Genomic DNA, 25011 nt, shown 5'->3' on the forward strand with positions numbered 1-25011 from the left:
TCGAATGGCGAGTCGACCGGTTCCTCGGGTAACGCGGATGATGGCGGTGGCTAGGGATGCCGGGCTGGAAGCAAAGTTCGTCGGGGCCTATCGTGATCGCAATTTGCCGTTGCACGACGAATGGGAAGGATTTTCAATAACCCGTGTCGGATCGCCCTTTCCGCTTCTGAACGGAAAGCGGCCATGGCTTTATCTTCGTGCGCTAGCCTCCTGCAATCGAGGTTTCTTTCGGCAGCTTCGTTTGGAACGACCACGGGTCGTTCATGCTTCTGATATTGAGACTTTCCCCGCGTCGTACCTCTACAGGATGACGAGCAAATGTCGGTTAGTTTACAATATTCACGACAACTTGGCTCAGCGCTATGCATTGCCGTCAATCATCAAGAAATTGTTGAATGTCGTTGAAGGAATTGCTGTAGTTTTGTCAGATGGCGCTACGGTGCCAGAGGAATTCCGGCGAGCGGCGTTGCCGACTTGGTGCCGTTCAAGGGTTCGCGTGATCCCGAACGTTCCTGCCGAAAACGAACAGGCGCCTCCCCCGCCGTTGGAAAATACCAGGATACGCATCTTTTATGGCGGCTGGCTTGATCGCCAAAGAGGGTTGACCGCGCTTCTCCAGCTTTCAAAGGAGCCGGATTTTGACGTTCGGATCGCAGGCGAAGGCTCGCAAGACATAGTCGCCGAGATTGAGCGCTGCAAAACGGCAACCTTCTTGGGTTTTCTCAGATCAAGCGATGTCATCGAGGAAACCCGGAGGTGTCACTTCGTGCCGGTTCTCTATGATCCGAGCCGCGAAATCAACAGATTCGCGGCCTCTAACAAGCTGGCTGAAGCGATGGCAATTGGGCGGCCCGTATTGATGAATGAAGAACTCGAAGTCGCGAAGGCAATGACCGGTCTAAATTGCGTCATCAACACCAGCTACAAGGACGCTGGCTTGGCCGCCGATCGGTTGCGTGACATGGTCGCGGCCCCCAACACATATTATGATGCGTGCGCCGAAGCGCGTCTTTATTATGAAGAGGTGTACTCGTGGGAAAAGGTAAAGTCCGATTCAAAGGCATTTCTTCTGGGGTGTAAGGGTATATAGGGGCGGGACAGGCGAAGGGGTTGTTGAATGATTTATATTTTGAGCTTTTTGTATGCTTTTGTTTTGATTCTATACCTAATGTGGCGACCGTCGATACGGAATTTTGGCCTTCCGCTGCTAGACTCGTTTGTAATCGGTGTTTTTTTGTTTGCTGCTGGATCTGTCGTGGTTTGGGTCGAGGCGATAGAGTATTCGTCTGAAGTTGCTCATATCGGGCTTTTGGCAGGCATCTCGGGTACGCTTGGTGCCTCTGTTTCGGCGCGTACGCTGTTGGGCGGGGCTGTCGATCTTTCCCTCGCGGAGCGAATCCGTCAGATTTCTATCGGCAGTGGTGAACGATTTGCTGTAATTTGCGGGCTTTTGCTATGCATCGTTGTAAGTATAGCTTTTATGTTTTCTATATATTTCAATGAAGATATTTTTGATCTTTATTACAGATCTATAATTTTGAATGAAATATCGCTTACGCCAGCTCGTGTTGCCATGTCTAGTGGGGAGTATGGCTATTTCTATCCTGGATATATAAAGCAGATTAGAGATATTTTATTTCCAATTTTATTGATTTCTGTAATAATTTTTAGATTTGGGAGAACTATTAATGTAATCCTATTTGTGTCATTCTTTTTTGTTGCCGTCTCTGGGTTTCTTTCTGGCCAAAGATTGGTTTTTTTACAGTTTTTTCTGTGCATATTGGCCGCTGTCATTGTAGATTTCTTCTCCAGAGGGCGAGGTGCACGGTTTTCTCTGCTTCTTTCCGGCTCAATGGGGGTGACGTCCGTCGCTGGAATGGTGTTCTTGACCGTGATGCTCGGGCGTTTGGATATGGCGCTCTCGCCCGATGTAGCTCCTGCCAGGAATACGGAAACGAGGATGAGTGTTCCTCAGTCCGAAAAAACAGGTCAGAGGAATTTAGCTAATGGCAAATTGGCGGATACCGGGCCTTCGGAAGCTAGTGTCGATGCGCCTGTCTCGGCGCCTGCCGACACGGAGACTGATCTGGTGCAGAGCCCAACTTCTGACTCCTATCAGCTTCCGAAACCGATTGCAGTTATCGTCGCGCTTGTTCATAGGGCAATCATCGCCGTGCCTCGAGAAAACAGTATCTCGTACGAATTTTGGGCTTTGGATGCTCCAACCTATGGTGAGGGTTGGGTTACTGATCTAGGCGGCGTGAAGCCAGGGACGCAAAAACAACTGTCCAATGTTTTGTCGGAGGCGAATCGAGGCGGGCAGGCCGGTAATTCCCCAATGGCATTGGCTGTAGATATCTATCACAATTGGGGTTGGGGTGGTGTTGCAGTATTTCCAGCTCTGTTCGCGTTGGCTTTCGCCGCAACGGAAAAGATTCTTACGTTTGGAAATTCTCCGATCTTTATAGGAAATAAGATATTTTTGTTTTTCTCTATACCGTTGATGTATTCTCCGTTTCTAATTTTGCTATATGGAGGCGCTGTGACTATTTCTATTATAATATATATAACCCTGTTAAAATCAAAAGTAATTGGTTATTTTGGATTGTATCCTTCAACTTTGAAGTGAATTTATTTAATATACGCACTTAATCAAAAGTAGAGGATTTTAGCATGTGTGGAATTGTTGGTATGCGCACTTGGGCTTCCAAGGGTGATTTCATTCTAGAATATCTGCCGAAGATGCGAGATGCGATGGTTCATCGCGGGCCTGATGGTGGTGGCTTGTGGCTCGCCGAAGACGGGACGGTCGGTTTGGCTCACCGGCGTCTTTCAATTCTTGATTTAAGCAGTCTTGCAGACCAGCCCATGCCAAACGAAAAGAAGGATGTTTGGCTGACCTACAATGGTGAGATCTACAATCATGCAGATTTACGACCGGAACTCGTTCAGAGCGGGCATCGCTTCGTCACCGATCACTCCGATACGGAAGTGCTCGTGCATGGCTTCGAAGAATGGGGCATTGGCGGCCTGCTCAAGCGAGTGTCGGGTGATTTTGCTTTCGCCATCTATGACACGAAAGATCAAGCGCTTTATCTCGCCCGTGATCCGGTTGGTGTAAAGCCGGTCTATTTCGCTGAAATCGATGGCGAGTTCGTGTTCGCCTCGGAAATCAAAGCTATTCTCGAACACCCACGTGCCGAGCGCGATATCGATCCCTTAGCGATGGTGCATTATCTCAGCTTTCTGACCACACCAGCACCTTTGACTATGTTTAAAGGCATTTACAAATTGCCTGCCGGTTGCTGGCTGAAGGTCGGCGCAGACAAAAGGATCGAACTCAAACGCTATTATTCACCAAGTCCGGGCAATTGTGATCTCGAGCGAGAATTGAAAGGGTTAAGCCCGGCTGCTACTGAGCGCTTCTTTATAGACGGTATCCGACAACGACTTGATGAATCGATCGAACGTCGAATGATGTCGGATGTGCCGTTTGGGGTCTTCCTGTCCGGTGGTATCGATTCGACCACAAATCTCGCGCTCATGAGCAAATATACCAATCAGCCGGTGAACACTTTCACTGTTGGTTTTAAGGGACATCCAGAACTGAACGAACTCGACTTCGCTAGGCAGGCTGCGCAACAGTTCGGAGCGAACTATCGCGAGGTGCTGATCGACGAAAACGACATGATCGGCTATCTTGATCAACTGGTTCATCATCAGGATGAACCGCTGGCGGATTATGTCTGCATCCCCCTCTATTTTGTCTCCAAGCTTGCTCATGATTCCGGCGTGACCGTAGTACAGGTTGGAGAGGGCGCTGACGAGCAGTTCGCGGGATATGATGGTTATCTTCGCTATCTGAAGCTCCATAATCGTTTCTGGCAGCCATGGCAGAAACATGTGCCGAAGGGAGTGCAGTCCTTCGCAGCCAAGAGTGCGCGCGGTCTGTCTTGGGTGCATCCGAAAGCTCGACTTGTCGCGGACACGCTAGATCGGGCAGCCCGAGATCGTGAGTATTTTTGGATATTGTCCATGTCTTTGTGGAATTCCCGCAAGGATCAGCTTGTAAAATATGACAGATTAAAACCTGGCCCGCATTACCAGAGGATGATTGACGCGGGTGTTTTGGATCCCAGCATCTTGGTTCCCGACAGTTTCGCGGTTATTGAGGCGCTATATGGTGAGTTTGATGCCGCTTGTCCCTCCGCAGATGCGCTAACGCGCATGACTTACAACGAATTTCGTCTACGACTGGCAGAACTTCTTTTGATGCGTGTGGATAAAATTACCATGTCGGTATCATTGGAAGCGCGCGTGCCCTTCTTGGATCGGGATTTAGTTGATTTCACTTTTTCGATTCCTGGCGATCTTAAGGTCAAGAATGGTGACCGGAAATATTTGATGAAGAAGGCGGTGGAGGGGCTTATCCCCGACGATCTGATTTATCGTAAGAAAATGGGATTTGGTGCGCCAATGGCGCAATGGATGCGCGGCGATTTCGGCCGGAAGGTCGAAAGCGAAATTCTCAATTCAGAAATCGGTGAGCGCGATTTCCTCGACCTCGACTATCTACGGGAAATGTTTCGGGAACATCGGGGAGGACGCGTCGACCTAAGCCTTCAGCTGTGGACCGTATACAATCTCGTTTGTTGGTACGAATATTGGATCGGTGGAAAAGCCAGCCGATCTTGATGGGGCCGAGATGCTTCCATCCATCCACCCCTTTTGCGCCGCGCGCTACCCTAAGGGCTTTTCCGCAGGAAGGGCTCCATGGACGCAACCGCAAATCTCTCGCTTCCCGTGATCGCGCCGGCGCAGGCGCAAAAACACGTCACCCACAACGAGGCGCTGCGCGCGCTCGACGCGGTGGTGCAGCTTGCCGTCATCGACCGCGACCTGACCGCGCCGCCCGGCGGCGCCGCCGAGGGCGACCGGTATATCGTGGCCTCCACCGCGACCGGCGCCTGGGCCGGGCAGGAGGGCCGCATCGCCGCCTTACAGGACGGCGCCTGGGCGTTCTACCGGCCGGGCGAGGGCTGGCTCGCCTTCGTCGCCGACGAGGCGCTTCTTTGCTACTGGACCGGCACGGCCTGGGCCGACGTCGCCGGCGCCATCACCACGCTGCAGAACCTTGCCCTGCTCGGCCTCGGCACGACGGCCGACGCGACAAACCCGTTTTCGGCCAAGCTCAACAAGGCGCTGTGGACGGCCAGACCGGCGGCCGAGGGCGGCGACGGCGATTTGCGCTACACGCTCAACAAGGAGGGCGAGGCCGACGTGCTGTCGCTGTTGATGCAATCGGCCTGGTCGGGCCGCGCCGAGCTCGGCCTGGTCGGCGACGACGATTTCTCCGTGCGCGTCTCGCCCGACGGCGCCGCCTGGACCGAAATCCTGCGCGGCGACCGCGCCGCCGGCGAGGCGGTGATCGGCCATCTGCGCGTCGGCCGCGACATGGTGCAGAACGTGCTGCCGGATTCCGGCCGTTTTAACGGCAACGCCAACAACACCGCCTTCAGCGGCATCGCCTATGCCGCGCCGACCTATCTGAGCCCGACCTCCGGCGCCGGGCTCGCCGCCCACGCCAAGTTCATCCACGACAACGACGATTACGGCGGCGCGGCCGGCGCGCTCGACGCCGAGGTCAAGGCGCTGGTCGAGGCGATCCGGCCGCCCGGCGCGCGCCGGTTCGGGCCGGAATGGTACGTGATCGAGGTGACCCAGAAGGCGTCGGGGACGATGAGCGAGCCGGTCGATATCGGCGGCACGCTTTACGGCCTCGCCTTCACCACCCTGTTCACCGCCTTGCCGAGGCGGCTTACCTTCGCCTACCACGTCAAGGTCAAGACCGGCACCGCCGCGCTGACGCTCGACAGCGGCCGGGTCGTGCGCGCCAGCCGCGACGGCGTCGCCCAGCCCAAGGCGGCCCAGACGATCGCCAATGGCGACGGCTGGACGCATATCTGCGTCCACAACGTTCCCAATCAGTATGGCTACGCCTACGATCTCGCCCAGCTCAAGCTGCCGCTGTCGGGCGCGGTGTGGCTCGCGCTGCCAAAGATCGTCTTCGGCCATGTCGATCTCGATCCCGAGCTCGGCGTCTTGATGAACGCCCGGATGTTCGGCTGAGCGGATGGCCGGCGCGCCGGCGCCGGCGGCCTGCGTTCCATCCGGTCGCTGTCGGCCGCCGGGTGGGCTGCGGCCGGCGCCGATGCTTGCAATTGCCGATTTCCTGTGGTTGGGAAAGCCGGTCTCCCGAACCGTTCCACCGAGAGCTGCATGCGAGCTTCCCTATCCAAGGCCGGGCGCCTGTTGCGGACCGTGCGTTATCTGCGCCCGGGCCAGATTTCCGACCGCGTCGGCCGCCGCCTGCGTGCCGCCCCTAAGGTCGGCGGGGCGACGCCGCCCCTGCGCGCGGCCGCGGCCGGCTGGACACCCTGCGCGGGCCGGCCGCCGAGCCTCGTCGGCCCGTCGCGGTTCCGGTTCCTGGCGCGCGAGGCCGGCCTCGACGCGCTGACGGGCTGGAACGACGCTTCGATGCCCAAGCTCTGGCTCTACAATCTGCATTATTTCGACGACCTCGTGGCCGACGAAGCGCCCGCTCGCAGGGCCTGGCATCTGGCGCTGGTCGACCGCTGGATCGACGACAATCCGCCGCTTGCCGGCAATGGCTGGGAGCCCTACACGCTGTCGCGGCGTATCGTGAACTGGATCGCCGCCGCGCTGGCCGGCCTGCCGCTTGACGCCAAGGCGCTCGACAGTCTCGCCCGGCAGACGCGCGCGCTCGCCGGATCGCTCGAGTTCCACCTGCTCGGCAACCATCTGTTCGCCAATGCCAAGGCGCTGATCTTCGCTGGCGCCTATTTTTCCGGCCCCGAGGCCGAGCGCTGGCTGAACGCCGGGCTGGCCATCATGGCCCGCGAACTCGACGAGCAGGTGCTGGCCGATGGCGGGCATTTCGAGCTCAGCCCGATGTATCATGCGCTGATCCTGGAAGACGTGATCGATCTCGTCCAGCTTGCCGCGATCTATCCCGACGCGCTCGGCCGGGCCGCCGCCGACCAGGACTGGCAAGGCCGCGCCGCGCGCATGATCGCCTGGCTGGCCGCGATGAGCCATCCCGACGGCGAGATCGCCTTCTTCAACGATGCCGCGCTCGGCCAGGCCCGCAACCTGGCGCAGCTCAGCGCCTATGCCGGCCGGGTCGGCATTGCCGCGCCGGCATCGCCGCCGGCGCTCGCCCATCTGGCCGACAGCGGTTATGTGCGGCTGCAGGAGGGGCCCTGGTGCGTTTTCTTCGACGCCGCGCCGGTCGGTCCCGACTATATTCCCGGCCACGCGCATGCCGACACGCTGTCGCTCGAAATCTCGCTGGCCGGCGCGCGCCTCGTCACCAACACCGGAACCTCGACCTATGCGCCGGGCCCCGAGCGCGAGGCCGAGCGAGCGACCAGCGCCCACGCCACCGTGGAGCTCGACGGCGCGAACTCCTCCGAAGTGTGGGCAAGTTTCCGGGTCGGCCGCCGCGCCCGTCCCGGCGCGGTGACGACCAAGGTGGCCGACGGCGCGGTGCACGCGCAAGGCGGTCATGACGGGTATCGTTTTCTCGCTGGCAGCCCGCTGCACGCGCGCGACGTCAAGGTCACTGCCGGCGCGGTCAGGATCGTGGACCGCATCGAGGGCGGGGGGCGCCACGCGGCCGTCGGCCGTTTTCCGCTCCATCCGGACGTGGACCGGGTCGAGCAGACCGACGGCGGTTTCTGCCTCGCCATGCCCGACGGGCGGGTGGTGACGGTCGCCGTCAAAGGCGCCGATGGGCTGGCGATCGAACCCGGGCACTACGCGCCCGAATTCGGCATATGCAGGCCGCGCCCGGTGCTGGTCTGGCGCGTGACGCGCGATCTTCCCATCGAAGTTTCGGTCGAGTTCCTGGCCTGATGCGCATTCTCCTGCTTTCCGACAATTATCCGCCCGAAACCAACGCCGCCGCGCTCAGGAGCAGCGCGCATGCCCGTCGCTGGGTGGAGCGCGGCCACCAGGTCACGGTGGTGACGAGTTTCCCGAATTTTCCCGAAGGCAAGCTGTTTGCCGGATACAAACAGTCGCTGTGGAAGCGCGAGACCGTCGACGGGGTCGATGTGATCCGCGTCCCGACGCTGATCTTTCCCAATGCCGGCACCGCCAAGCGCATTGCCGATTTCGTCAGCTACATGGTCAGCGCGACGGTCGCCGCGCCGTTCGTGAAGCGCCCCGACATCGTCGTCGCCACCTCGCCGCAATTCTTTGCGGCCGTGGCCGGCTGGATGACGTCGGTGCTGCGCCGGCGGCCCTTCGTGTTCGAGCTCAGGGATCTGTGGCCCGATTCCATCATCGCCGTCGGCGCGCTCAAGGATGGCGCCTTGCTGCGCATGGTGCGCAAGCTGGAATATTTTCTCTATCGCCGCGCGAACCTGATCGTCTCCGTCACCAACGCCTTTCGCCGCCACCTGGCCGAGACCGGCATCGATCCCGAGAAAATCCGCGTCGTGCGCAACGGCGCCGATCTGAGCCGGTTTTCGCCGGGGCCGGCCGACGATCTGCGCGCCGAGCTGGGGCTGAGCGAGCGCATCGTGGTGTCCTATATCGGCACGATCGGCATGGCGCACGGCCTCGACATGCTGATCGAGGCCGCCGCCAGGCTGGCCGCGCAGGCGCCGCAGGTCACGCTGCTGATGGTCGGCAGCGGCGCCGAGCGCGAGCGGCTCAAGGCCATGGCCGCCGAGCGGCAGCTCGAAAACATGATGTTCGTCGACCGCGTCGCGCATGATGCCGTGCCCGATTATTGGCGCCTCAGCGACATGACCCTGGTGGTGCTGAAGGATCACCCGCTGTTTCGCACCGTGATCCCCTCGAAGATCTTCGAGGCGATGGCCACCGGCACGCCGATCGTCACCAATGTGAAGGGCGAGCTGGAAGAGCTTTTGACGCCGCTCGGTTCCGCGGTCCATGTCGAGGCCGGCAATGCCGGCGCGCTTGCCGATGCCGTCACCGCGCTCGCCAACGATCCCGCACGGCGCAAGGCCCTGTCGGCGGCGGGCGTGGCCGCCTCGGCGCAGTTCCACCGCACCAAGCAGGCCGACCTGATGCTGGAGGCGCTGGAGGAACTGGCCGCAGGGCGCGACAGCGGCGACAAGGGCAACGAGGGCGCGGCGCGCGGCTGAGCGGCAACCGCCGCGTCGGCACCGCTCCAGTCCGACTGCTCGGGATGCCGGGCGCGCGAGGGCGGCGCGTCGGCGACGAAGTTTCCACGATGACGCCCAAACGCAAAAAAATGCTTCGCCTGCGCGCTGCCGCGGAGGATCGCGCGCCTTGAGAAGTGCCGCCCGGAGCGGCAGGTTCGGGCCGGATGCCGGGATGCGAGATCCCGGTTGCTTCGAAAGCGCGAACCCGATGCTCCAGAACCGCGGCGGCCACGACACGCTCACCCATCTCGATCGGCTCGAAGCCGAGGCGATCCACATTTTCCGAGAGGTCGCGGCGGCCTTCTCCCGGCCGGTGATGCTCTACTCGGTCGGCAAGGATTCCGCCGTCATGCTGCATCTGGCGATGAAGGCCTTTTATCCGGCCAAGCCGCCTTTTCCGTTCCTGCATGTCGACACCACCTGGAAATTCCGCGAGATGATCGCCTTTCGCGACCGGATGGCGGCCGAACTCGGCTTCGATCTTCTGGTCCACGTCAACCAGGACGGCCTGCGCGAGGGCATCAACCCGATCGACCACGGTTCCAGCGTCCACACCAACATCATGAAAACGGTGGCGCTGCGCCAGGCGCTCGACGCCCATAAATTCGACGCCGCCTTCGGCGGCGCGCGGCGCGACGAGGAAAAATCGCGCGCCAAGGAGCGCGTGTTCTCCTTCCGCAACGCCCAGCACGGCTGGGATCCGAAGACCCAGCGCCCGGAAATGTGGAAGATCTACAACACTCGCGTCAGCCCGGGGGAATCGATCCGCGTCTTTCCGCTGTCGAACTGGACCGAACTCGACATCTGGCAATACATCCTGCGCGAGGACATCCCGATCGTGCCGCTTTATTTCGCCGCGCCGCGCCCGGTCGTCGAGCGCGACGGCATGCTGATCATGGTCGACGACGCGCGGCTGAAGCTGCGGCCGGGCGAGGTCCCGCGCCGGCTTATGGTCCGTTTCCGCACGCTCGGCTGCTACCCGCTCACCGGCGCGATCGAGTCGCAGGCGACCAGCCTGGAAGAGATCGTCGGCGAGATGCTGGTCGCGCGCACCTCCGAGCGCCAGGGCCGGCTGATCGACCGCGACGAGGCGGGCTCGATGGAGAAGAAAAAGCGCGAAGGCTATTTTTGACGATGGAACATGTGTCCCCCCGCGCCATCGAACAGCGCGACGGCGTGCGCGCCTATCTCGCCGGCCAGGAGCGCAAGTCGCTGCTGCGGTTTTTGACCTGCGGATCGGTCGACGACGGCAAGTCGACGCTGATCGGCCGGCTGCTGTTCGACGCCAGGCTGATTTTCGAGGACCAGCTCGCCGCGCTCGAAAACGATTCGCGCCGGCACGGCACGGCCGGCGAGGAGATCGATTTCGCCCTGCTGGTCGACGGGCTGGAGGCCGAGCGCGAGCAGGGCATCACCATCGACGTCGCCTATCGCTTCTTCGCCACCGAGCGGCGCAAATTCATCGTCGCCGACACGCCCGGCCACGAGCAATATACCCGCAACATGGCCACCGGCGCCTCGACCGCCGACCTGGCGATCGTCCTGGTCGACGCGCGTGCCGGCATCATGCGCCAGACCCGGCGCCATACCTACATCGCCGCGCTGCTCGGCATTCGCCACATCGTGCTCGCCGTCAACAAGATCGACCTGGTCGATTTTTCCAAGACCGCCTTCGACGCCATCGCCGACGACTACGCCGCGCTGACCGAAGAACTCGGCTTCGAAACCGTCACCGCGCTGCCGATCTCGGCGCGCTACGGCGACAATGTCAGCGCGCCCTCCGAGCGTCTGGGTTGGTTCGGCGGGCCGACGCTGCTCGACCATCTCGAAACCGTCGCCATCGACCCGCCCGCCGCCGCGCGGCCGTTCCGCTTTCCCGTCCAATATGTTGTGCGGCCCAATCTCGACTTTCGCGGCATTGCCGGCACGATCGCCTCGGGCTCGGTCGCCGTCGGCGACGAGGTCGTCGTGGCCAAATCCGGCCGCGCCTCCACGCTGGCGCGCATCGTCACCCGCGACGGCGATCTCGATAGTGCCCGCGAGGGCCAGGCCGTCACATTGGTGCTGGCCGACGAGGTCGAGGTCTCGCGCGGCAACATGCTGGTTGCGCCGACGGCCAGGCCGCATGTCGCCGACCGGTTCGCCGCCAATATCGTGTGGTTCGGCGAAAGCGCGCTGGTGCCCGGCCGCTCCTATCTGCTGCGTACCGAGACCGACGAGGTGCCGGCGCATGTCAGCGCACTCAAGGCGCGGGTCGACATTAACAGCTTTGCCCGCCAGCCGGCGAAAACGCTGGCGTTCAACGAGGTCGGCGTGGCCGAGATCGCCACCCAGGCGCCGATCGCCTTCGACCCCTACGGCGAAAACCGCGCCACCGGCGCGTTTGTCTTGATCGACCGCATGACCAATGCCACGGTCGGCGCCGGCATGATTGCGCATCCGCTGCGCCGCGCCGACAATATCCACTGGCAAGGGCTCGACGTCGACGCCGGCGCGCGCGCGGCGATCAAGGGGCAGAAGCCGGCGGTGCTGTGGTTCACCGGCCTGTCGGGGTCGGGCAAGTCGACGATCGCCAACCGGCTCGAGCGCAAGCTGCATGCCGAGGGGCGGCACACCTATATTCTCGACGGCGACAATATCCGCCACGGGCTGAACCGCGACCTCGGTTTTTCCGAGGCCGACCGGGTCGAGAATATCCGCCGGGTCGCCGAGACGGCGAAGCTGATGGCCGATGCCGGGCTGATCGTTCTGGTGTCGTTCATCTCGCCCTTCAGGGCCGAGCGCGCCATGGCGCGCGCGCTGATGGGCGACGTGGCCTTTGCGGAAATATTCGTCGATACGCCGCTCGAGGACTGCGCGGCGCGCGATCCCAAGGGGCTTTACGCCAAGGCGCGCAAGGGCGAGATCTTGAATTTTACCGGCATCGGGTCGCCCTACGAGGCGCCGGACGCCCCCGATATCCATATTCGCACCCAGGAAAGCCGGCCGGACGACGCCATCGCCGAGATCGAGCGCTGGTTGGCAGCGCGCGACATTTCCGGCCAGCATTTCGGCGACGGCGGTGGCATCTGAGCGAAACGAGGAGTGTCGCGCGCGCGTGCGCGCGCTCGCTCAAACGCCGTAATAGTCGCGATACCAGGCCACGAAACGGGCAACGCCCTCGCGCACCGAGGTCGCGGGACGGTAGCCGACCGCGGTCTGCAGCGCGCTCACATCGGCCCAGGTCGACGGCACGTCGCCGGCCTGCAGCGGCAGAAAGCGACGCTCGGCCTTTTTGCCCAGCGCCGCCTCGATCGCTTCGACATAGTCGAGCAGCTTCACCGGCTGGCTGTTGCCGATATTGAAGATCCGGTAGGGCGCGTTGCTCCTGTCGGGCGCGGGCGCGTCGCTGTCCCAGCCTGGATCCGGCGCCGCGATCCGGTCGCTGGTGCGCACCACGCCCTCGACGATGTCGTCGACATAGGTGAAGTCGCGCATATGGTCGCCATTGTTGAAAATCTCGATCGGTTCGCCGGCCAGGATGTTTTTGGTGAATTTGAACAGCGCCATGTCGGGCCGCCCCCACGGACCGTAGACGGTGAAGAAGCGCAGGCCCGTGGTCGGCAGCCCAAACAGATGGCTGTAGGAATGGGCCATCAATTCGTTGGCGCGCTTGGTGGCGGCGTAGAATTGCAGCGGATGCACGGCGGCCTGGTTTTCGGAAAACGGCATCGCCGTGTTGGCGCCGTAGACGCTGCTCGTGCTGGCATAGGTCAGATGCGCGACCTTGGCGTACCGGCAGGCTTCCAGCAGGTTGGTGAAGGCGACGATGTTGCTGTGCACATAGGCGCGCGGATTGTCGAGCGAATAGCGCACGCCGGCCTGCGCGGCGAGATGGATGACCCGGTCGAAGCGGTGTTCGGTAAAACAGGCCTCGACGGCCGTCGCGTCGGCGAGGTCGGCGCGCACGAACCGGAACGATCCTTGCCGGGCGCCTGCCAGCCCCTCCAGGACGCCGAGCCGGGCCTCTTTCAGGGACGGGTCGTAATAATCGTTGACGACGTCGAAGCCGACCACGGTGTCGCCGCGTTCCAGCAGGTGTTTGGCGACGTGAAAACCGATAAAGCCGGCGGTGCCGGTGACGAGCACGTTCATGGTCTAGAGCCGTCCGTCGCTGTCGTGTTTGGCAAAAACGCTCTTGACGTCGAAGATCACCGCGCCCGGCCTGCCGCGCGCGCGCAGCCACGCCGCCCCCAGGTCGACGAAGTCACGATGGGCAACGGCGAGGATGATGGCGTCATAATGCCTCTCTTGCGGCGCGCTCGTTAGGATTTCAAGCCCGAACTCCCGTTGCGCGGTCGCGGGATCGACCCAGGGATCCCACACCTCGACGTCGGCGTTGAGCTCGGCGAGCCCGCGAACGATGTCGATCACGCGTGTGTTGCGAACGTCGGGGCAGTTTTCCTTGAAGGCGAGCCCCATCACCAGAACCCGGCTGCCGACCACGGGCAGGCGGTTTTTCATCATCAGCCGCGCCACCCGCTCGACCACGTGGCCGCCCATGCGGTCGTTGATGCGCCGGCCGGCCAGGATGATCTCCGGATGGTAGCCGACCTCCTGGGCCCGGTGGGTGAGATAATATGGGTCGACCCCGATGCAGTGGCCGCCGACCAGTCCGGGCGTGAACGGCAGGAAATTCCATTTGGTCGAAGCCGCCTGCAAGACCTCTTTCGTGTCGAGCCCGAGCCGGTGGAAGACGATGGCCAGCTCGTTCATCAGCGCGATGTTGAGGTCGCGCTGGGTGTTCTCGATCACCTTGGCCGCCTCGGCGACCTCGATCGAGGACGTCTTGTGGGTGCCCGCCGGCACGATCGCGGCATAAAGCGCGTCGACGGCGTCGGCGGCCGCCGGCGTCGACCCGCTGGTGACCTTGACGATGTCGCCCAGGCGCCGCGCCGGATCGCCCGGATTGATCCGCTCGGGGCTGTAGCCGACGAAAAAGTCGCGGTCGGGGACGAGGCCGGAACGCCGTGCCAGGATCGGCGCGCAGACGCTGCGCGTGCAGCCTGGGTAGACGGTCGACTCGTAGACGACCAGCGCGCCCTTTTTCAAAACGCCGCCGACCGTCTCGCTGGCCTGTTCGAGCCGGCTGAGATCGGGCCGGTTGGCCGCGTCGACCGGGGTCGGCACCGCCACGACGAAGACGGAGCAGGCGGCGAGGTCGTCCGCCGTGCTGGTGAAGGTGAGGTGGCGGGCCGCCGCGAGCGCGGCCGCGTCGACCTCGCGGGTAGCATCCCGTCCGGCGTTGAGGTCGGCCACGCGCTCCGGGTTGACGTCGAAGCCGATCACCCGGCCGCGCTTGCCGAACGCCACGGCGAGCGGCAGGCCGACATAGCCGAGCCCGATTATGCCGATCGTGGCTTTGCCGGGATCAAGCGGCGCGTCCGCACCCTCGGACGTTCCTTCGACTATATCCGTTTCCGCCATGCGCTTGGGTCGCTCGCTTCCATGCCGGACTTGCTGTAGCAGGACCGTCGGTCCCGGCAAACCCAAACATCGCCGCGGCCAGCCGCCGGCCCGGTCGCGACGGCCCCGGCAGCGCGACCGGCTTGCGCAAACCCCGTCTAGGTCGCCTCCAGGACGGCGCTGAGGAATTGCTGGGTCCGTTCCTTGTCCGGACTGTCGAAGAGCTTGTCGGGCGTTCCCTGTTCCTCGATGCTGCCGTCGTAGAAGAACACCACGCGGTCGGAAATCTCCTTGGCGAAACCCATCTGGTGGGTGACCATAAGCATGGTCAGCTGGTGCTGATCGGCCAGCGCGCGGATCACGCTGGTCACCTCGCTGATGACCTCCGGGTCGAGCGCCGACGTCACCTCGTCGAAGAGCATGACCTGCGGGCGCATCGCCAGCGCGCGGGCGATCGCCACCCGCTGCTGCTGTCCGCCGGACAGCCGCGAGGGATGCTCGTCGCGTTTTTCCGCCATGCCGACCATGTCCAGCAGTTCCAGGGCGCGTTCCTCGGCCTCTCTTTTCGACAGTCCGAGAACCTGCACCGGGCCTTCCATGCAATTGCCGAGCGCGGTCATGTGCGGAAACAGGTTGAAATGCTGGAAACACATGCCGATCTTGCCGCGCATGCGCCGCAGATGCTGGGCGTCGCCGCGCACCAGCCGGCCGCCCTTTTCCATGTGGGTGAGCGGTTCGCCGTCGACATAGATCACGCCGGCGTCGATCTGCTCGAGTGTCATCAGCATGCGCAGAACGGTGGTTTTTCCCGAGCCGGAAGGCCCGATGATCGTCACCATCTCGCCTGCCGCCACGTCGAGATCGAGGCGGTCGAGCACGGTCAGGTCGCCATATTTCTTGGTGACGTTCTGAAACCGGATCATCGGCGCGTCGTCGCCTTCCAGCCTCAAGGGGTATTGGGTCATGTCTTCCGTCATTTGATCAATCCAAGTTTGCGCCGCACCGTGGTTTCGAAACGGCGAAACAGCCAGGCCAGGGGCAGCGAGAGCGCCAGAAAGACCAGGCCGACGATGGTGTAGGGCTCCAGATAGCGATAGTTTTCGGCGCCGATGGCGTTGGCGGTGTGCATCAGCTCCGCCACGCCGATCACCGACAGCATCGGCGTATCCTTCAGGATGCCGACCAGATAATTGCCGACGCCTGCCAGTGCGGGTGGCAGCGCCTGCGGCAGGATGATGCGGCGATAGGTCTTGATCACCGACAGGTTGATGGCCTTGGCGGCCTCCCACTGTCCCTTCGGCACGCTTTCGATGCCGCCGCGATAGACTTCCGAAAGATAGGCGGCGTAGTGCAGGCCGATGGCGATCAGGCCGGCCGTCCACGGCGACAGGCGCAGGCCGAACTGCGGTCCGACATAATAGACGAAGAAGACCTGCAGCAGCAGCGGCGTGGAGCGGACGAGTTCGACGAGTTCGCGCGTGATCACGGTCAAGGGGCGAAAACGCGTGCGCTGCGCCAAGGTCAGCACCAGTCCCAGCACGAGCGCGACCGCAAAGCCGCCGCCGGCGGCCAGCACGGTCTTGCCTGTCGCCTCGATCAGGCGCGGCAGGATCGTCCAGGTGAAATCCCATTTCCATTCGAGCATGTCTCAACCCTTCCCGATCCGGCGCGCCATGGTGCGCTCGAGCCAGCGCATCAGCGGCGTGACCGTAAACCGCGCGAAGATGTAGTAGAGGATCAGCGCCGTGCCGAAGGCCTGGGCCGAAAGATAGGTGGCGCTGTTGATCTGGCGCGCCTCGAACATCAGGTCGGCAACCGAGATCAGCGCGACCAGGGCCGTGCCCTTCAGGATCTCCACCATCAGGTTGCCCCACGGCGGCAGCATGATGATGAAGGCCTGCGGCAGGATGATGCGCCACATCCGTCGCGCCGGCGACAGGTTGAGCGCCAATGCCGCCTCCCATTGCCCCTTCGGCACCGACGCGACCGCCCCGCGCACAAGTTCGGCGCCATAGGCGCCGAAACACAGTCCGACCGTGAGAAAGCCCGCGGTGAATTTATGCAGGCTCACGCCGAACAGCGGCAGCGCAAAAAACACCCAGTAAAGCTGCACCAGCAGCGAGGTGCCGCGAAACAGCTCGATATAGACGGTGGCGATGCCGCGCACGGATTTGACCGGCGCAAGCTTCATCAACCCGGCGACGAGCGCGGCCGCCACGGCGACGAGCGCGGCCAGCACGAACTGCGCGACCGTCATCAGCGAGCCGCCGATCAGCGCCTCGCCATATGTGTTTAGAAACTCCAGATAAGACATCAATTCCCAGCCGCCCTTCGCGGGCCTGACGTGTTGAGGGAGCCGGACGGCATCGCTGCCCGGCTCCCGATCCTGTTTTCAGTGTGCGTCAGTCGGCTTGGCAGGCTTGCTGCGTGCTTGCATCGCCGGGCAGGTAGGTGTCGACATAACCGTCGGCGGCGACGGTCTCCATCATCTCGTCGGAGCCGATATAACCGGCGAGCGCCTTGTTGAAGTCCTGACGGAAATCGTCGTCGGCGGGGCGGAAGCCGACCGCCACCACCTGTTTCTTGCGTCCGGTGAACGCATCGGGATCGGTTACCTCGATCCCGTCGGCCTTGCCGGCCATGTCGTTGGCCTCGAGGATCGTCGTGGCCAGGGCATCGGCCCGGCCTGCGCGCAAGGCGGCCAGGGCCGCCGTCGAATCGGGGACCACCATCACTTTGCTGTCGGGAACGCCGGCCGCCTTCGCGTCCGCGATCGTGTTGTAGCCCGCCGTCGCGACCATCGTCAGGTCCTGGTCGATCAGGTCCTGATAGGTCTCGATGCCTTTCGGATTGCCGGCGGGCACGAGAAACACGTCGCCGAACGCGCCGATCGGATCGGAAAAGTCCATGTTCGCGCAGCGCGCGGGAAGAACGTACATGCCGCCGGTCACGATATCGACCCGGTTGGCGTTCACGCTGGGGATCAGCGCCGACCAGTCGGTCAGGACGGGTTCGATATTGGTGTAGCCCATCTTCTTGAGGACATCGATCGTGATGCCGTTGACGAAGCCCTGGGCGGACCCGTCCTCGCCCGGATACGCCCATGGCGGTGCGGCGGCGAAACCCAGCCGGATCGGCTCGCCCGCCTCGATACGTTCGGCAAGGGGGCCGGCCTGAACGGTGGCGGCCACGAGGCTGCCCGCGATGCCGGCCAGGGCCACCTTGATGATTGATTTAAGCAACGAACTCTCCTTTTCGGTTGGTTGAAAACTGACGGTCAGGTGCGCAGCGCCGCCAGCCGTTCGCCCGGCGCGGCAACGGCTTTGCAAAAACGCCGAGATATCGAAATCAGCAGTGAGGCTTCACCATGATTTTTCCCTGTCTCGCACCCCATCGCGGACGGGGTGCGGCGCGTCATGTCTCCCGCAGCCCCGAAGCCCGAAGGGCTCGTGAGCGAGGCGCTGTTCTGGTGCGTCGGAGACAGCCGGCGGCGGACGCCACCTTGAAGATTGTTTATACACTGAACAGCATCAGGGCAACCGCGCGCGCCGGTGCCGCTGCCGTAACTGTGGATTAGAACGTGCTGAATGCCCGCAACGCGCCCGGTTCCAGCCGCATGCCGGGCGTCAAAAAACCGTCAAGCGCGGCCCAAGGGCCGGCGTCGCCGCCGGTCGCGCCGCGTCGCCGAATCGCCCTTCGACCGCCAATGGAGGCGGCGTCGCGTCTTCACCGCCAGGGCATCATCATTGGCGTTTGCGCCGCGCTTGCCGGTGATCGACGGACGAGGTCGTCGCATGACAGCGCGTTTTGTCGCTGGTCTGAAACAGCCCGAACACGCATTCATCGGGAAGGTCGGTGACGAAAGGCGCATGGAGTTTGGCCGCCAGAAGCAGCGCGAAAACGCACAAGCCGCATACAAAGGCTGTTTGTGCAGGAACGTCCCGAACGCGCCAGCTTAAACCCAGCCCCACTGCTGGACCGGCCAAGAACGCCACGACATAGGTCCAGTTTTCCATGGCAATCCCACCAATAGTAGAATGAGGGGATTCGCGCCGTATTTCAAGGTGAATGGTAGGGATAAAACAATGTTTAAATATATTATATTATATATTTGAAATATACCAGAATTTCCCATTTTGTGAACGATTTCTTTTTGAAAGCGATGGATGACGAATACTGTGTTGCCGCGCATGAAGAGGCGATCGACCGGCACGGCAGGCCTGAGATTTTCAACACGGATCAAGAGGCGCAGAGAGGTGGTGCCGGTTTCTGAGACAGGGGCATAAGGTGGATCGCCCGATGGAAAGGACGATCCAGCATGAAGACCCGCAGACGGTTTACGGCCGAGTTCAAGGCCAAGGTCGCGCTTGAGGCGATCCGCGGCGAGCGGACGATTTCGGAACTGGCGACGAAGCACCAGCTTCACCCGAACCAGATCACGCAGTGGAAGCGGCAGGCCGTCGAGAACCTGGCCAAGGCGTTCGACGACAAGGCTTCGGATGTGCAGGCCGGCCGGGAAGCCGAGGTGACGAAGCTGCACGCCAAGATCGGCCAGCTCGTCGTCGAGCGCGATTTTTTGGCCAAAGCCTTCGATCGCTGAGCCTGGATCGGAGGAGAATGATGATTAATCCCGATCATGAACGGCTTTCGATCCGCCGCCAGTGCGAACTGGTGTCGATCTCGCGGGCCTCGTTCTACCGACAGACCGCCGGCGAGAACCTGGATAACCTCGAACTAATGCGTCTCATCGACGAGGTCTTCATTGAGACGCCCTGGTATGGCTCCAGGCAGATGGCGCGGCGCCTGCGGTGTCAGGGCTGGTGCGCGGCCGCAAGCGGGTCCGGCGGCTGATGCGCAGAAGAGGCCTGTCGCCGATCTACCAGGCCCCGAAGACCCGCGAGCCGCATCCGCAGCACCGCATCTATCCCTACCTGCTACGGCATCTGGCGATCGAGCGGTCCGATCAGATCTGGTGTGCCGACGTGACTTACATCCCGATGCGGCGCGGCTTCCTTTACCTCGTCGCCATCATGGACTGGTTCAGCCGCAAGGTGCTCGCCTGGCGGCTGTCGAACACGATGGAGGCCGACTTCTGCGTCGCCGCCATCGAAGAGGCGATTGCCCGACACGGCAGGCCCGACATCTTCAACACGGATCAGGCAAGCCAGTTCACCAGCTTCGCCTTCACAGCGTCGCTGAAGGACGCCGGTATCCGCATCTCCATGGACGGGCGCGGCCGCTGGATGGGCAATGTCTTCATCGAGCGGCTGTGGCGTAGCTTCAAATACGAGTGCGTGTTCCTTAATGCCTTCGAGACCGGCAGCGACGCCCGCAGCGGCATCGGTTCCTGGGTGGACTATTACAACCGGCGACGCCCGCACTCGACCTTCACCGGCAGGACACCCGACGAGGTCTATGCTACGGCAGAAACGATGACGCAACTGGCGGCGTAGAAACGAAACCGATCCACCTTAGCCAGGCTGCCAAGCTGTCTCACCAGGCGGCACCACCTCTGATAGCTGGTGCGGTCTTACAGCTTCGCGCAGATTGTAGGGGCAGGCGAAAGGCGATATGCGTCGATCCGTTCGATGCCCGGCGCGGATAGGGAACGGGGTGGCGTAGTGCTGCTGATGACAAGCGTGAAGAGCATGTCGACACCTGTCCTAAGGCCCATGCCGAGTGGAGCAAGTTGCTCGGGCTCGTCCGGCACTGTCGCACCGATCATTGTCGGCGGATACGGATCGATACCGGACGGACGAGCGGCAATAACATAGCATCCCGGCGCTACGCTGTCGGGAAAAACCCATTCGTTTCCGGTTCGAGTAAGCGGGAATGATAGGTCGGCCTCAAGGGCAATGTCCCCGTTTCCGGTTATATACCGCAGCCGCAGTGGCGTGTTCATATTGAGGCCCCGGCTGTAAAGCAGCGTATCCTCCCCATAGGGGCGTGCATGGATGATGGTCGCCAGTTGAAGCGGCCTGATGGCTGAAAGGAAACGCTCGGTCTTGAGTTCCTGCGCCGCCGCAGTTCCCTCTGCCACTGGAAGGTTTTTCAGGAACCAGTCGAGCGAAACCACGTCGACGGCGACGCCGTCGACCGGGCCCGTGTTGGTACCGGAAAGGATTTCTAGGTAGGAATGCTCCTGTGGAAAGGCGGCCATCCAGGCGACGGTATCGGTATAAAGCTGGGGTGAATGCTGCGAGGCGTTTTGGATCGGGCCGAAGGTCCTTTCACCCTCTTCGCGCAAAAAAGCGAGTTTGCGATCGAGGGTAAACGCATTCCATAGCTTGGCCGTTATGACGTCTCCTGCATGCGGTATTGAGGTGAGGAAACTGCTCGCTCCCGTCAGCGCAAGGGCGCCAAACAGCAATTTGCGCCAGATGATGGGGCCGTCGACAATTATCGCCGGTGGCATGGCGGAGGCGAGCAGGCACCCCACTGCGACATAGACGCCGTAGTGCGTGCTCGGTGAATAAAGCACCTTGACCGCGACAAGTCCGACAAGCGTGGAAAGCCCGACAAGCCCAGGCAGGCCGTCGGCACGCAGCAAACGTCGCTGGGACTTGAAAGCGGCGGTGAGCAAGATGGGGATGATGATGAACGGGCTGATCTTAGCGCCGAGCGACAACACCTTGATCTCGTTCCGCCAGGCAAAGGTAGTCTCGGCGATCGCGGTGATCTCAACTGCGGCGGAACGACCCAGCAAAAACAAGAAGCTCGGCGTGATAGCCGCGTAAAGGTCGATAAAGGTGTTGTTCCGTTGTTCGACGAAGCCCGCCATCGCTGCCAGATAGTTGGCGTAGCCGCCGTTCACGTAGGTGAGTGGAGCCACCGAAGCGAGAACGAATGGAAGTCCGCCCGCGAGAACACAGCCAAGTCGGCCAATCCTATTCAGGCCGTCACGCGGTGCCCAGTAGGCGTGGCCTAGGAAGATATTGACGGCGAGGGGCAGTCCGAAACCGAGCGGAAGCGGGTGCGCGCCGGCGGCAAGCGCACACGAGGCGGAGGCCAAACCCCAGACAAATGCCCCGCGCCAGGGCCGTGGGGTCGCGCCCGCATTGTGGGCGCGGTTTAACAGAAGGAATGGCAGGGCCACACTGGCGACGCCGAAAAAGACGGTTTCCTGCTCGAACCGCACGCTACGCGAGAGATGGAATATGGTGGGGCTCGCCGCGAATACGGCCGCGATGGCGAGTGCGATCTGCCGCGAGCCGGAATGACGTACCGCCAACACCACTGTCATCATCGCCGTTCCGAGTATCAACAGCGCGGAAAACCAGCGGGACAGTCCGGGCGAAAACCCGATCAGTTCGTGAAACAACGCCCGCGGCGCAAAGGAGAGCAGGAACGGATACGCCCTGACGTCTCCGGCATTGTAGGTGTCTGAATAGATGAGCGGATAGCGCCAGTCGCCGAGTTTGACGAACCGGAACGGGATATTGAGAAGACTCGTTTCGTCTGCTCCAGCCAGCGGGACAACATTGAGCGCGTGCAGGTGAAAAATGTACCAGGTGACCGCAATTGCAATGATCGTCAGTCGCTCTTGTTTTGGCGAAAGCGGAATGATCATCGTCGCGAGAGTCCTGATGTCGAAACCACGAAGCGACGATGAAAGCGCCCTTTGCCAGCCTCTTCGAGCGGCGGGCATGCCAGCTTCGCGCCCAACGCATCGGTAGCGTCCGCATATCGTGAAGAGCCCATGTGAAAGGGCACCAGCCGGCTTGCCGGTTGCGGCATAGAGGCGACGCCTTCGACGTTGTCTTCGACGACCAGAGTCCCATCCTCCTGGAAGATAATGTGTCGGTGGAGAGTGCCGTTGGCCTTGGCTCGTGTCGAGACGAGTTTTTTTACCATTAGCGATTTCAACCAGCGCGCGAGCACCGGAAGCCTGCCGATCGTCGTGGTGAAAAGTCGAAAGGCAATGAAGCGTGATGGCGCAAGCCGCTCTGCCGTTAGGCATGCGAAGTCACTTTTCACCTCTATCGTCAGGGTGGCGGAGGCCTCTCGAACGAGGCAGGTAGACGCGCCCTGGCTTGCGGTCCAGCCGCCAGCGTTTTCGACCACGTAGCCGCAATCTTCGTATAGCAGGTCGCCGTCGCTTTTCCACAATTTCACCACGCCGCCCGCCTTGGCGCCGACGACAAGCACTCGATCACCCCGACGGGCGACGGCAAGCCCGGCTTCGGGAAAGGTCTTTCGCGCGCCTGGGGCTTGCCAGGGAAGAGGCGGGGCGTCTGCAAGTGGTGTGGCTGCCTCGGCGGCAAACAAAAGGTTGTTGAGGAGCGGAAACTGATTCCAGGCGTCCATTTCGGCCGCGCCGACACCGCGACCCTTGGACAGCGATGCGCGGGCATGGGCGGCTATCGCGGCTGCGGACGGAATTCGCTTGGCCAGCATCTCCAGACCGGCGGGATAGAAAAACTTGGTTCCGCGGCTCGTATGCTCGCCGCCCAGCGTGCCGTCGGGATGGGCGAACCAGGCCAGGAAGTCGGACGCTTTGGAAAGGCTGTCGAGCAGGATGTCGTCGCCGGTCCGGCGTTGGATTTCCGCGAGGTAAAACATGGCGTGGCTTTGATATCCGGGATCGGCGCCGCTATATTCGCGCAACCAGCCTTCCCGCGGTTGCTGCTCGCGCAGAATCGTTTCCAGATAGCGATCCCTAGCGGCCTGGAAGCGGTCGGTGCCGGTCAGGTCGCCAGCCAGTTGTAGCGCCGCCGCCGCCGCCGCGAGGTGATTGGATAGGATGCCATGATATTCCCCGTTTGCGGCAAGCCACCGGGCACCGCGCTCGAGCGCGGCCAGGGCGTGCTCGCGTTCATCCACATTCAACAGGTCGCCAAGCCGCTCGACCGCGCATCCGACATAGAACCCTGTGAAGGCTGTGGCGGCGAGACTGCGCTCGAACGGATAGGCCTCGTCGAAGCTGCCATCAGCGTGCTGCAGGCTTCTCCAGAAACGGATCGCCGCGGCGGCGCCGTCGCGAAGACGTTCGCGTCCGTGGACGGGTATTGGCGCGTGCGGCGAGGTCAAGAGCCAGGCCAGAAGGTAAGCGCCTTCCTGGAAGCGTGACGCAGAGAAGTCGGTGAATTTCCAGCACCACCAGGTTCGGTCGAAACTGCCATGAGAGGGCGAGGTCGGCTCCCAGTCAAGCATGGACAGGGTTCGTCCCAGCAGGGGCTTGATCGCGTCGAGGTAGACCGTGCTCAACGCTTACCCTCTCAATAATACGATGCTCGGGATCGCGAGGCCGACGCCGATCCATTGCGCCATGCTCGGCTTTTCTCCAAGCATCAGGCTAAAGACGCAACTCAACGCGGCGACGATCACGATGATCGAGATGTTTGCGGAAATCAGCGTCGCTTGGCGCAGCAGCAATCCGTAGAAGACGACACCGCTGCCATAGAGCGCGACGGTGCCGTAGAGCCACGGCGAACGCAACGTCGCGACGACAAGCGGAACCAGTTCCGGCGTGGGTGGCAATCCCCTAACGAACAGGGCGAAGCAAAATTGGCCGAAGCCGATGCATACACCGACGAGGGTTACCAGAGCCAGGTTCGACACGGTCAGGCCACTCCCGTGCGTTCTGGCCGGGTGGCGTGGAACGGGTCTGCCGGTGCGCCACTAACCTTGGTACGGCAGTTGCAGGCAAAAACTAAATTGAGGTGCGGGGTCGGAATGCGCACCGGATACCAACGTTCGTCCCGGTCTTCGAAATAGTGTCGTAGGAGCGATACAAGTCTGTAGCACGCATTGATGTGTTCGCGCGCTATGATGTAGTCGAGATCGAGGCCTTCGCGGGCAAATGAGCGTCGTGTGGTCAGGTGACGGCCAAGGTTCCAGGGTATTCCGCCTTCCGCCGGTATGGCGACCGACAGCACGCCGCCCGGCTTCAAAACACGTCGCCACTCTTCCAGGACACGGTGTGGCTCGGGCAAATGCTCGAGATTGTAGACGGAGACGACCCGGTCAAAAGAAGCATCGGGATAGGGTAGCGCCAGCGCATCCGCGATTTCGTAGTTAATCGGACGCGGGTCGCCGGCGTGGCGCTCTCTGGCCTTGTCGAGGAGGTCCGCATTGATGTCCGTAACAAGGTAGTCGTCGAAAGAGTGACGGACGAAGTCGAGATGGATGCCGGTACCAGCTCCAACCTCAAGGACGCGCCCGAAATGTGTTCCGTTGGGATAGGTCCGCTCGATCAACCTATGGCCCGAAAGGTTGATGGCGGCCACCACCGGGTTGGATTGGTAATATATTCGTTCGTAGATCTCGGGCGCCTTGGCCTGCCAGAGCGCCCACATCGGGTCTTCGTCTGGGCGCGGCTTCAAAGGAGTGGGGGTCTGCATCG

The 25011-nt window shown here is 62.0% G+C and carries 21 protein-coding genes and 1 pseudogene; 10 read left to right on the plus strand and 12 right to left on the minus strand.

Going from position 1 to position 25011, the window contains the following annotated elements; genetic code table 11:
* Window positions 1–4: 4 nt before the first annotated feature.
* The 8 genes from EP380_RS03235 to cysN all read left to right on the plus strand — a co-directional run bounded on the left by EP380_RS03235 (window position 5) and on the right by cysN (window position 12293).
* Complete coding sequence (locus EP380_RS03235) at window positions 5–1090, plus strand: glycosyltransferase (RefSeq protein WP_420845833.1); 1086 nt, start codon at window positions 5–7, stop codon at window positions 1088–1090.
* A gap of 27 nt (window positions 1091–1117) precedes the next feature.
* Complete coding sequence (locus tag EP380_RS03240) at window positions 1118–2629, plus strand: hypothetical protein (protein WP_127596522.1); 1512 nt, start codon at window positions 1118–1120, stop codon at window positions 2627–2629.
* Between the two features lie 44 nt (window positions 2630–2673).
* Window positions 2674–4695 carry an asparagine synthase (glutamine-hydrolyzing) gene (gene asnB / locus EP380_RS03245; RefSeq protein WP_238719689.1) on the plus strand — a complete coding sequence of 674 codons (2022 nt, stop codon included), beginning with the start codon at window positions 2674–2676 and terminating at the stop codon, window positions 4693–4695.
* 78 nt (window positions 4696–4773) lie between these two features.
* A complete protein-coding gene (locus EP380_RS03250) occupies window positions 4774–6129 on the plus strand; it encodes a DUF2793 domain-containing protein (protein ID WP_127596525.1) in 1356 nt (451 codons plus the stop codon).
* Between the two features lie 150 nt (window positions 6130–6279).
* Complete coding sequence (locus EP380_RS03255; RefSeq protein ID WP_127596529.1) at window positions 6280–7938, plus strand: heparinase II/III family protein; 1659 nt, start codon at window positions 6280–6282, stop codon at window positions 7936–7938.
* Entirely contained in the window at window positions 7938–9200 is a 1263-nt protein-coding gene (locus tag EP380_RS03260) for a glycosyltransferase family 4 protein (protein ID WP_127596532.1), read from the plus strand. Before EP380_RS03255 ends, EP380_RS03260 begins: the two co-directional genes overlap by 1 nt.
* Before the next feature lie 229 nt (window positions 9201–9429).
* The gene (cysD, locus tag EP380_RS03265) at window positions 9430–10353 is read left to right on the plus strand and encodes a sulfate adenylyltransferase subunit CysD (RefSeq protein ID WP_127596534.1); all 924 of its coding nucleotides are present in this window, start codon (window positions 9430–9432) and stop codon (window positions 10351–10353) included.
* 2 nt (window positions 10354–10355) lie between these two features.
* A complete protein-coding gene (gene cysN, locus EP380_RS03270) occupies window positions 10356–12293 on the plus strand; it encodes a sulfate adenylyltransferase subunit CysN (protein WP_127596537.1) in 1938 nt (645 codons plus the stop codon).
* A gap of 39 nt (window positions 12294–12332) precedes the next feature.
* On the opposite strand, the gene EP380_RS03275 is transcribed toward cysN, so the two are convergent.
* From EP380_RS03275 to EP380_RS03305, 8 genes are all read right to left on the minus strand, one after another.
* Window positions 12333–13355, minus strand: a complete 1023-nt coding sequence (locus EP380_RS03275) for an NAD-dependent epimerase (protein ID WP_127596540.1) — start codon at window positions 13353–13355, stop codon at window positions 12333–12335.
* Window positions 13356–13358: 3 nt separating this feature from the next.
* Window positions 13359–14687 (minus strand): nucleotide sugar dehydrogenase, encoded by a 1329-nt coding sequence (locus tag EP380_RS03280; RefSeq protein WP_106571187.1) that lies wholly within the window; start codon window positions 14685–14687, stop codon window positions 13359–13361.
* Window positions 14688–14824: 137 nt separating this feature from the next.
* Window positions 14825–15631 (minus strand): ectoine/hydroxyectoine ABC transporter ATP-binding protein EhuA, encoded by an 807-nt coding sequence (ehuA, locus tag EP380_RS03285; protein ID WP_338036287.1) that lies wholly within the window; start codon window positions 15629–15631, stop codon window positions 14825–14827.
* Between the two features lie 8 nt (window positions 15632–15639).
* Window positions 15640–16311, minus strand: coding sequence for an ectoine/hydroxyectoine ABC transporter permease subunit EhuD (gene ehuD, locus EP380_RS03290; protein ID WP_106571185.1), 672 nt, complete (start codon window positions 16309–16311; stop codon window positions 15640–15642).
* A gap of 3 nt (window positions 16312–16314) precedes the next feature.
* Complete coding sequence (gene ehuC / locus EP380_RS03295; RefSeq protein ID WP_106571184.1) at window positions 16315–16980, minus strand: ectoine/hydroxyectoine ABC transporter permease subunit EhuC; 666 nt, start codon at window positions 16978–16980, stop codon at window positions 16315–16317.
* 88 nt (window positions 16981–17068) lie between these two features.
* Window positions 17069–17908 carry a transporter substrate-binding domain-containing protein gene (locus tag EP380_RS03300; RefSeq protein ID WP_106571183.1) on the minus strand — a complete coding sequence of 280 codons (840 nt, stop codon included), beginning with the start codon at window positions 17906–17908 and terminating at the stop codon, window positions 17069–17071.
* Window positions 17909–17943: 35 nt separating this feature from the next.
* Entirely contained in the window at window positions 17944–18084 is a 141-nt protein-coding gene (locus tag EP380_RS23490; RefSeq protein WP_158264339.1) for a hypothetical protein, read from the minus strand.
* A gap of 325 nt (window positions 18085–18409) precedes the next feature.
* The gene (locus tag EP380_RS03305) at window positions 18410–18682 is read right to left on the minus strand and encodes a hypothetical protein (RefSeq protein WP_127596543.1); all 273 of its coding nucleotides are present in this window, start codon (window positions 18680–18682) and stop codon (window positions 18410–18412) included.
* A 122-nt stretch (window positions 18683–18804) separates the two neighbouring features.
* Here EP380_RS03305 and EP380_RS23850 point away from each other — a divergent pair, with 122 nt between their 5' ends.
* Both EP380_RS23850 and EP380_RS03310 read left to right on the plus strand, forming a co-directional pair.
* Entirely contained in the window at window positions 18805–18939 is a 135-nt protein-coding gene (locus EP380_RS23850; RefSeq protein WP_275068978.1) for a hypothetical protein, read from the plus strand.
* A 45-nt stretch (window positions 18940–18984) separates the two neighbouring features.
* Window positions 18985–20119 (plus strand): annotated as a pseudogene (locus tag EP380_RS03310) (IS3 family transposase).
* 77 nt (window positions 20120–20196) lie between these two features.
* On the opposite strand, the gene EP380_RS03315 reads toward EP380_RS03310, so the two are convergent.
* Genes EP380_RS03315 through EP380_RS03325 form a run of 4 tightly spaced genes read right to left on the minus strand, consistent with a single transcriptional unit; the run spans window position 20197 to window position 25009 of the window.
* A complete protein-coding gene (locus EP380_RS03315; protein ID WP_164749736.1) occupies window positions 20197–22236 on the minus strand; it encodes a phospholipid carrier-dependent glycosyltransferase in 2040 nt (679 codons plus the stop codon).
* The gene (locus EP380_RS23495) at window positions 22233–23873 is read right to left on the minus strand and encodes an ulvan lysase-like protein (RefSeq protein WP_164749737.1); all 1641 of its coding nucleotides are present in this window, start codon (window positions 23871–23873) and stop codon (window positions 22233–22235) included. The genes EP380_RS03315 and EP380_RS23495 overlap by 4 nt, the downstream gene beginning before the upstream one ends.
* Before the next feature lie 3 nt (window positions 23874–23876).
* Window positions 23877–24227 carry a hypothetical protein gene (locus EP380_RS03320; RefSeq protein ID WP_127596551.1) on the minus strand — a complete coding sequence of 117 codons (351 nt, stop codon included), beginning with the start codon at window positions 24225–24227 and terminating at the stop codon, window positions 23877–23879.
* Between the two features lie 2 nt (window positions 24228–24229).
* Window positions 24230–25009, minus strand: a complete 780-nt coding sequence (locus tag EP380_RS03325; protein ID WP_164749738.1) for a class I SAM-dependent methyltransferase — start codon at window positions 25007–25009, stop codon at window positions 24230–24232.
* Window positions 25010–25011 lie beyond the last annotated feature (2 nt).

The sequence above is a fragment of the Nitratireductor alexandrii genome, assembly GCF_004000215.1.
Lineage (GTDB): Bacteria > Pseudomonadota > Alphaproteobacteria > Rhizobiales > Rhizobiaceae > Mangrovimarina > Mangrovimarina alexandrii.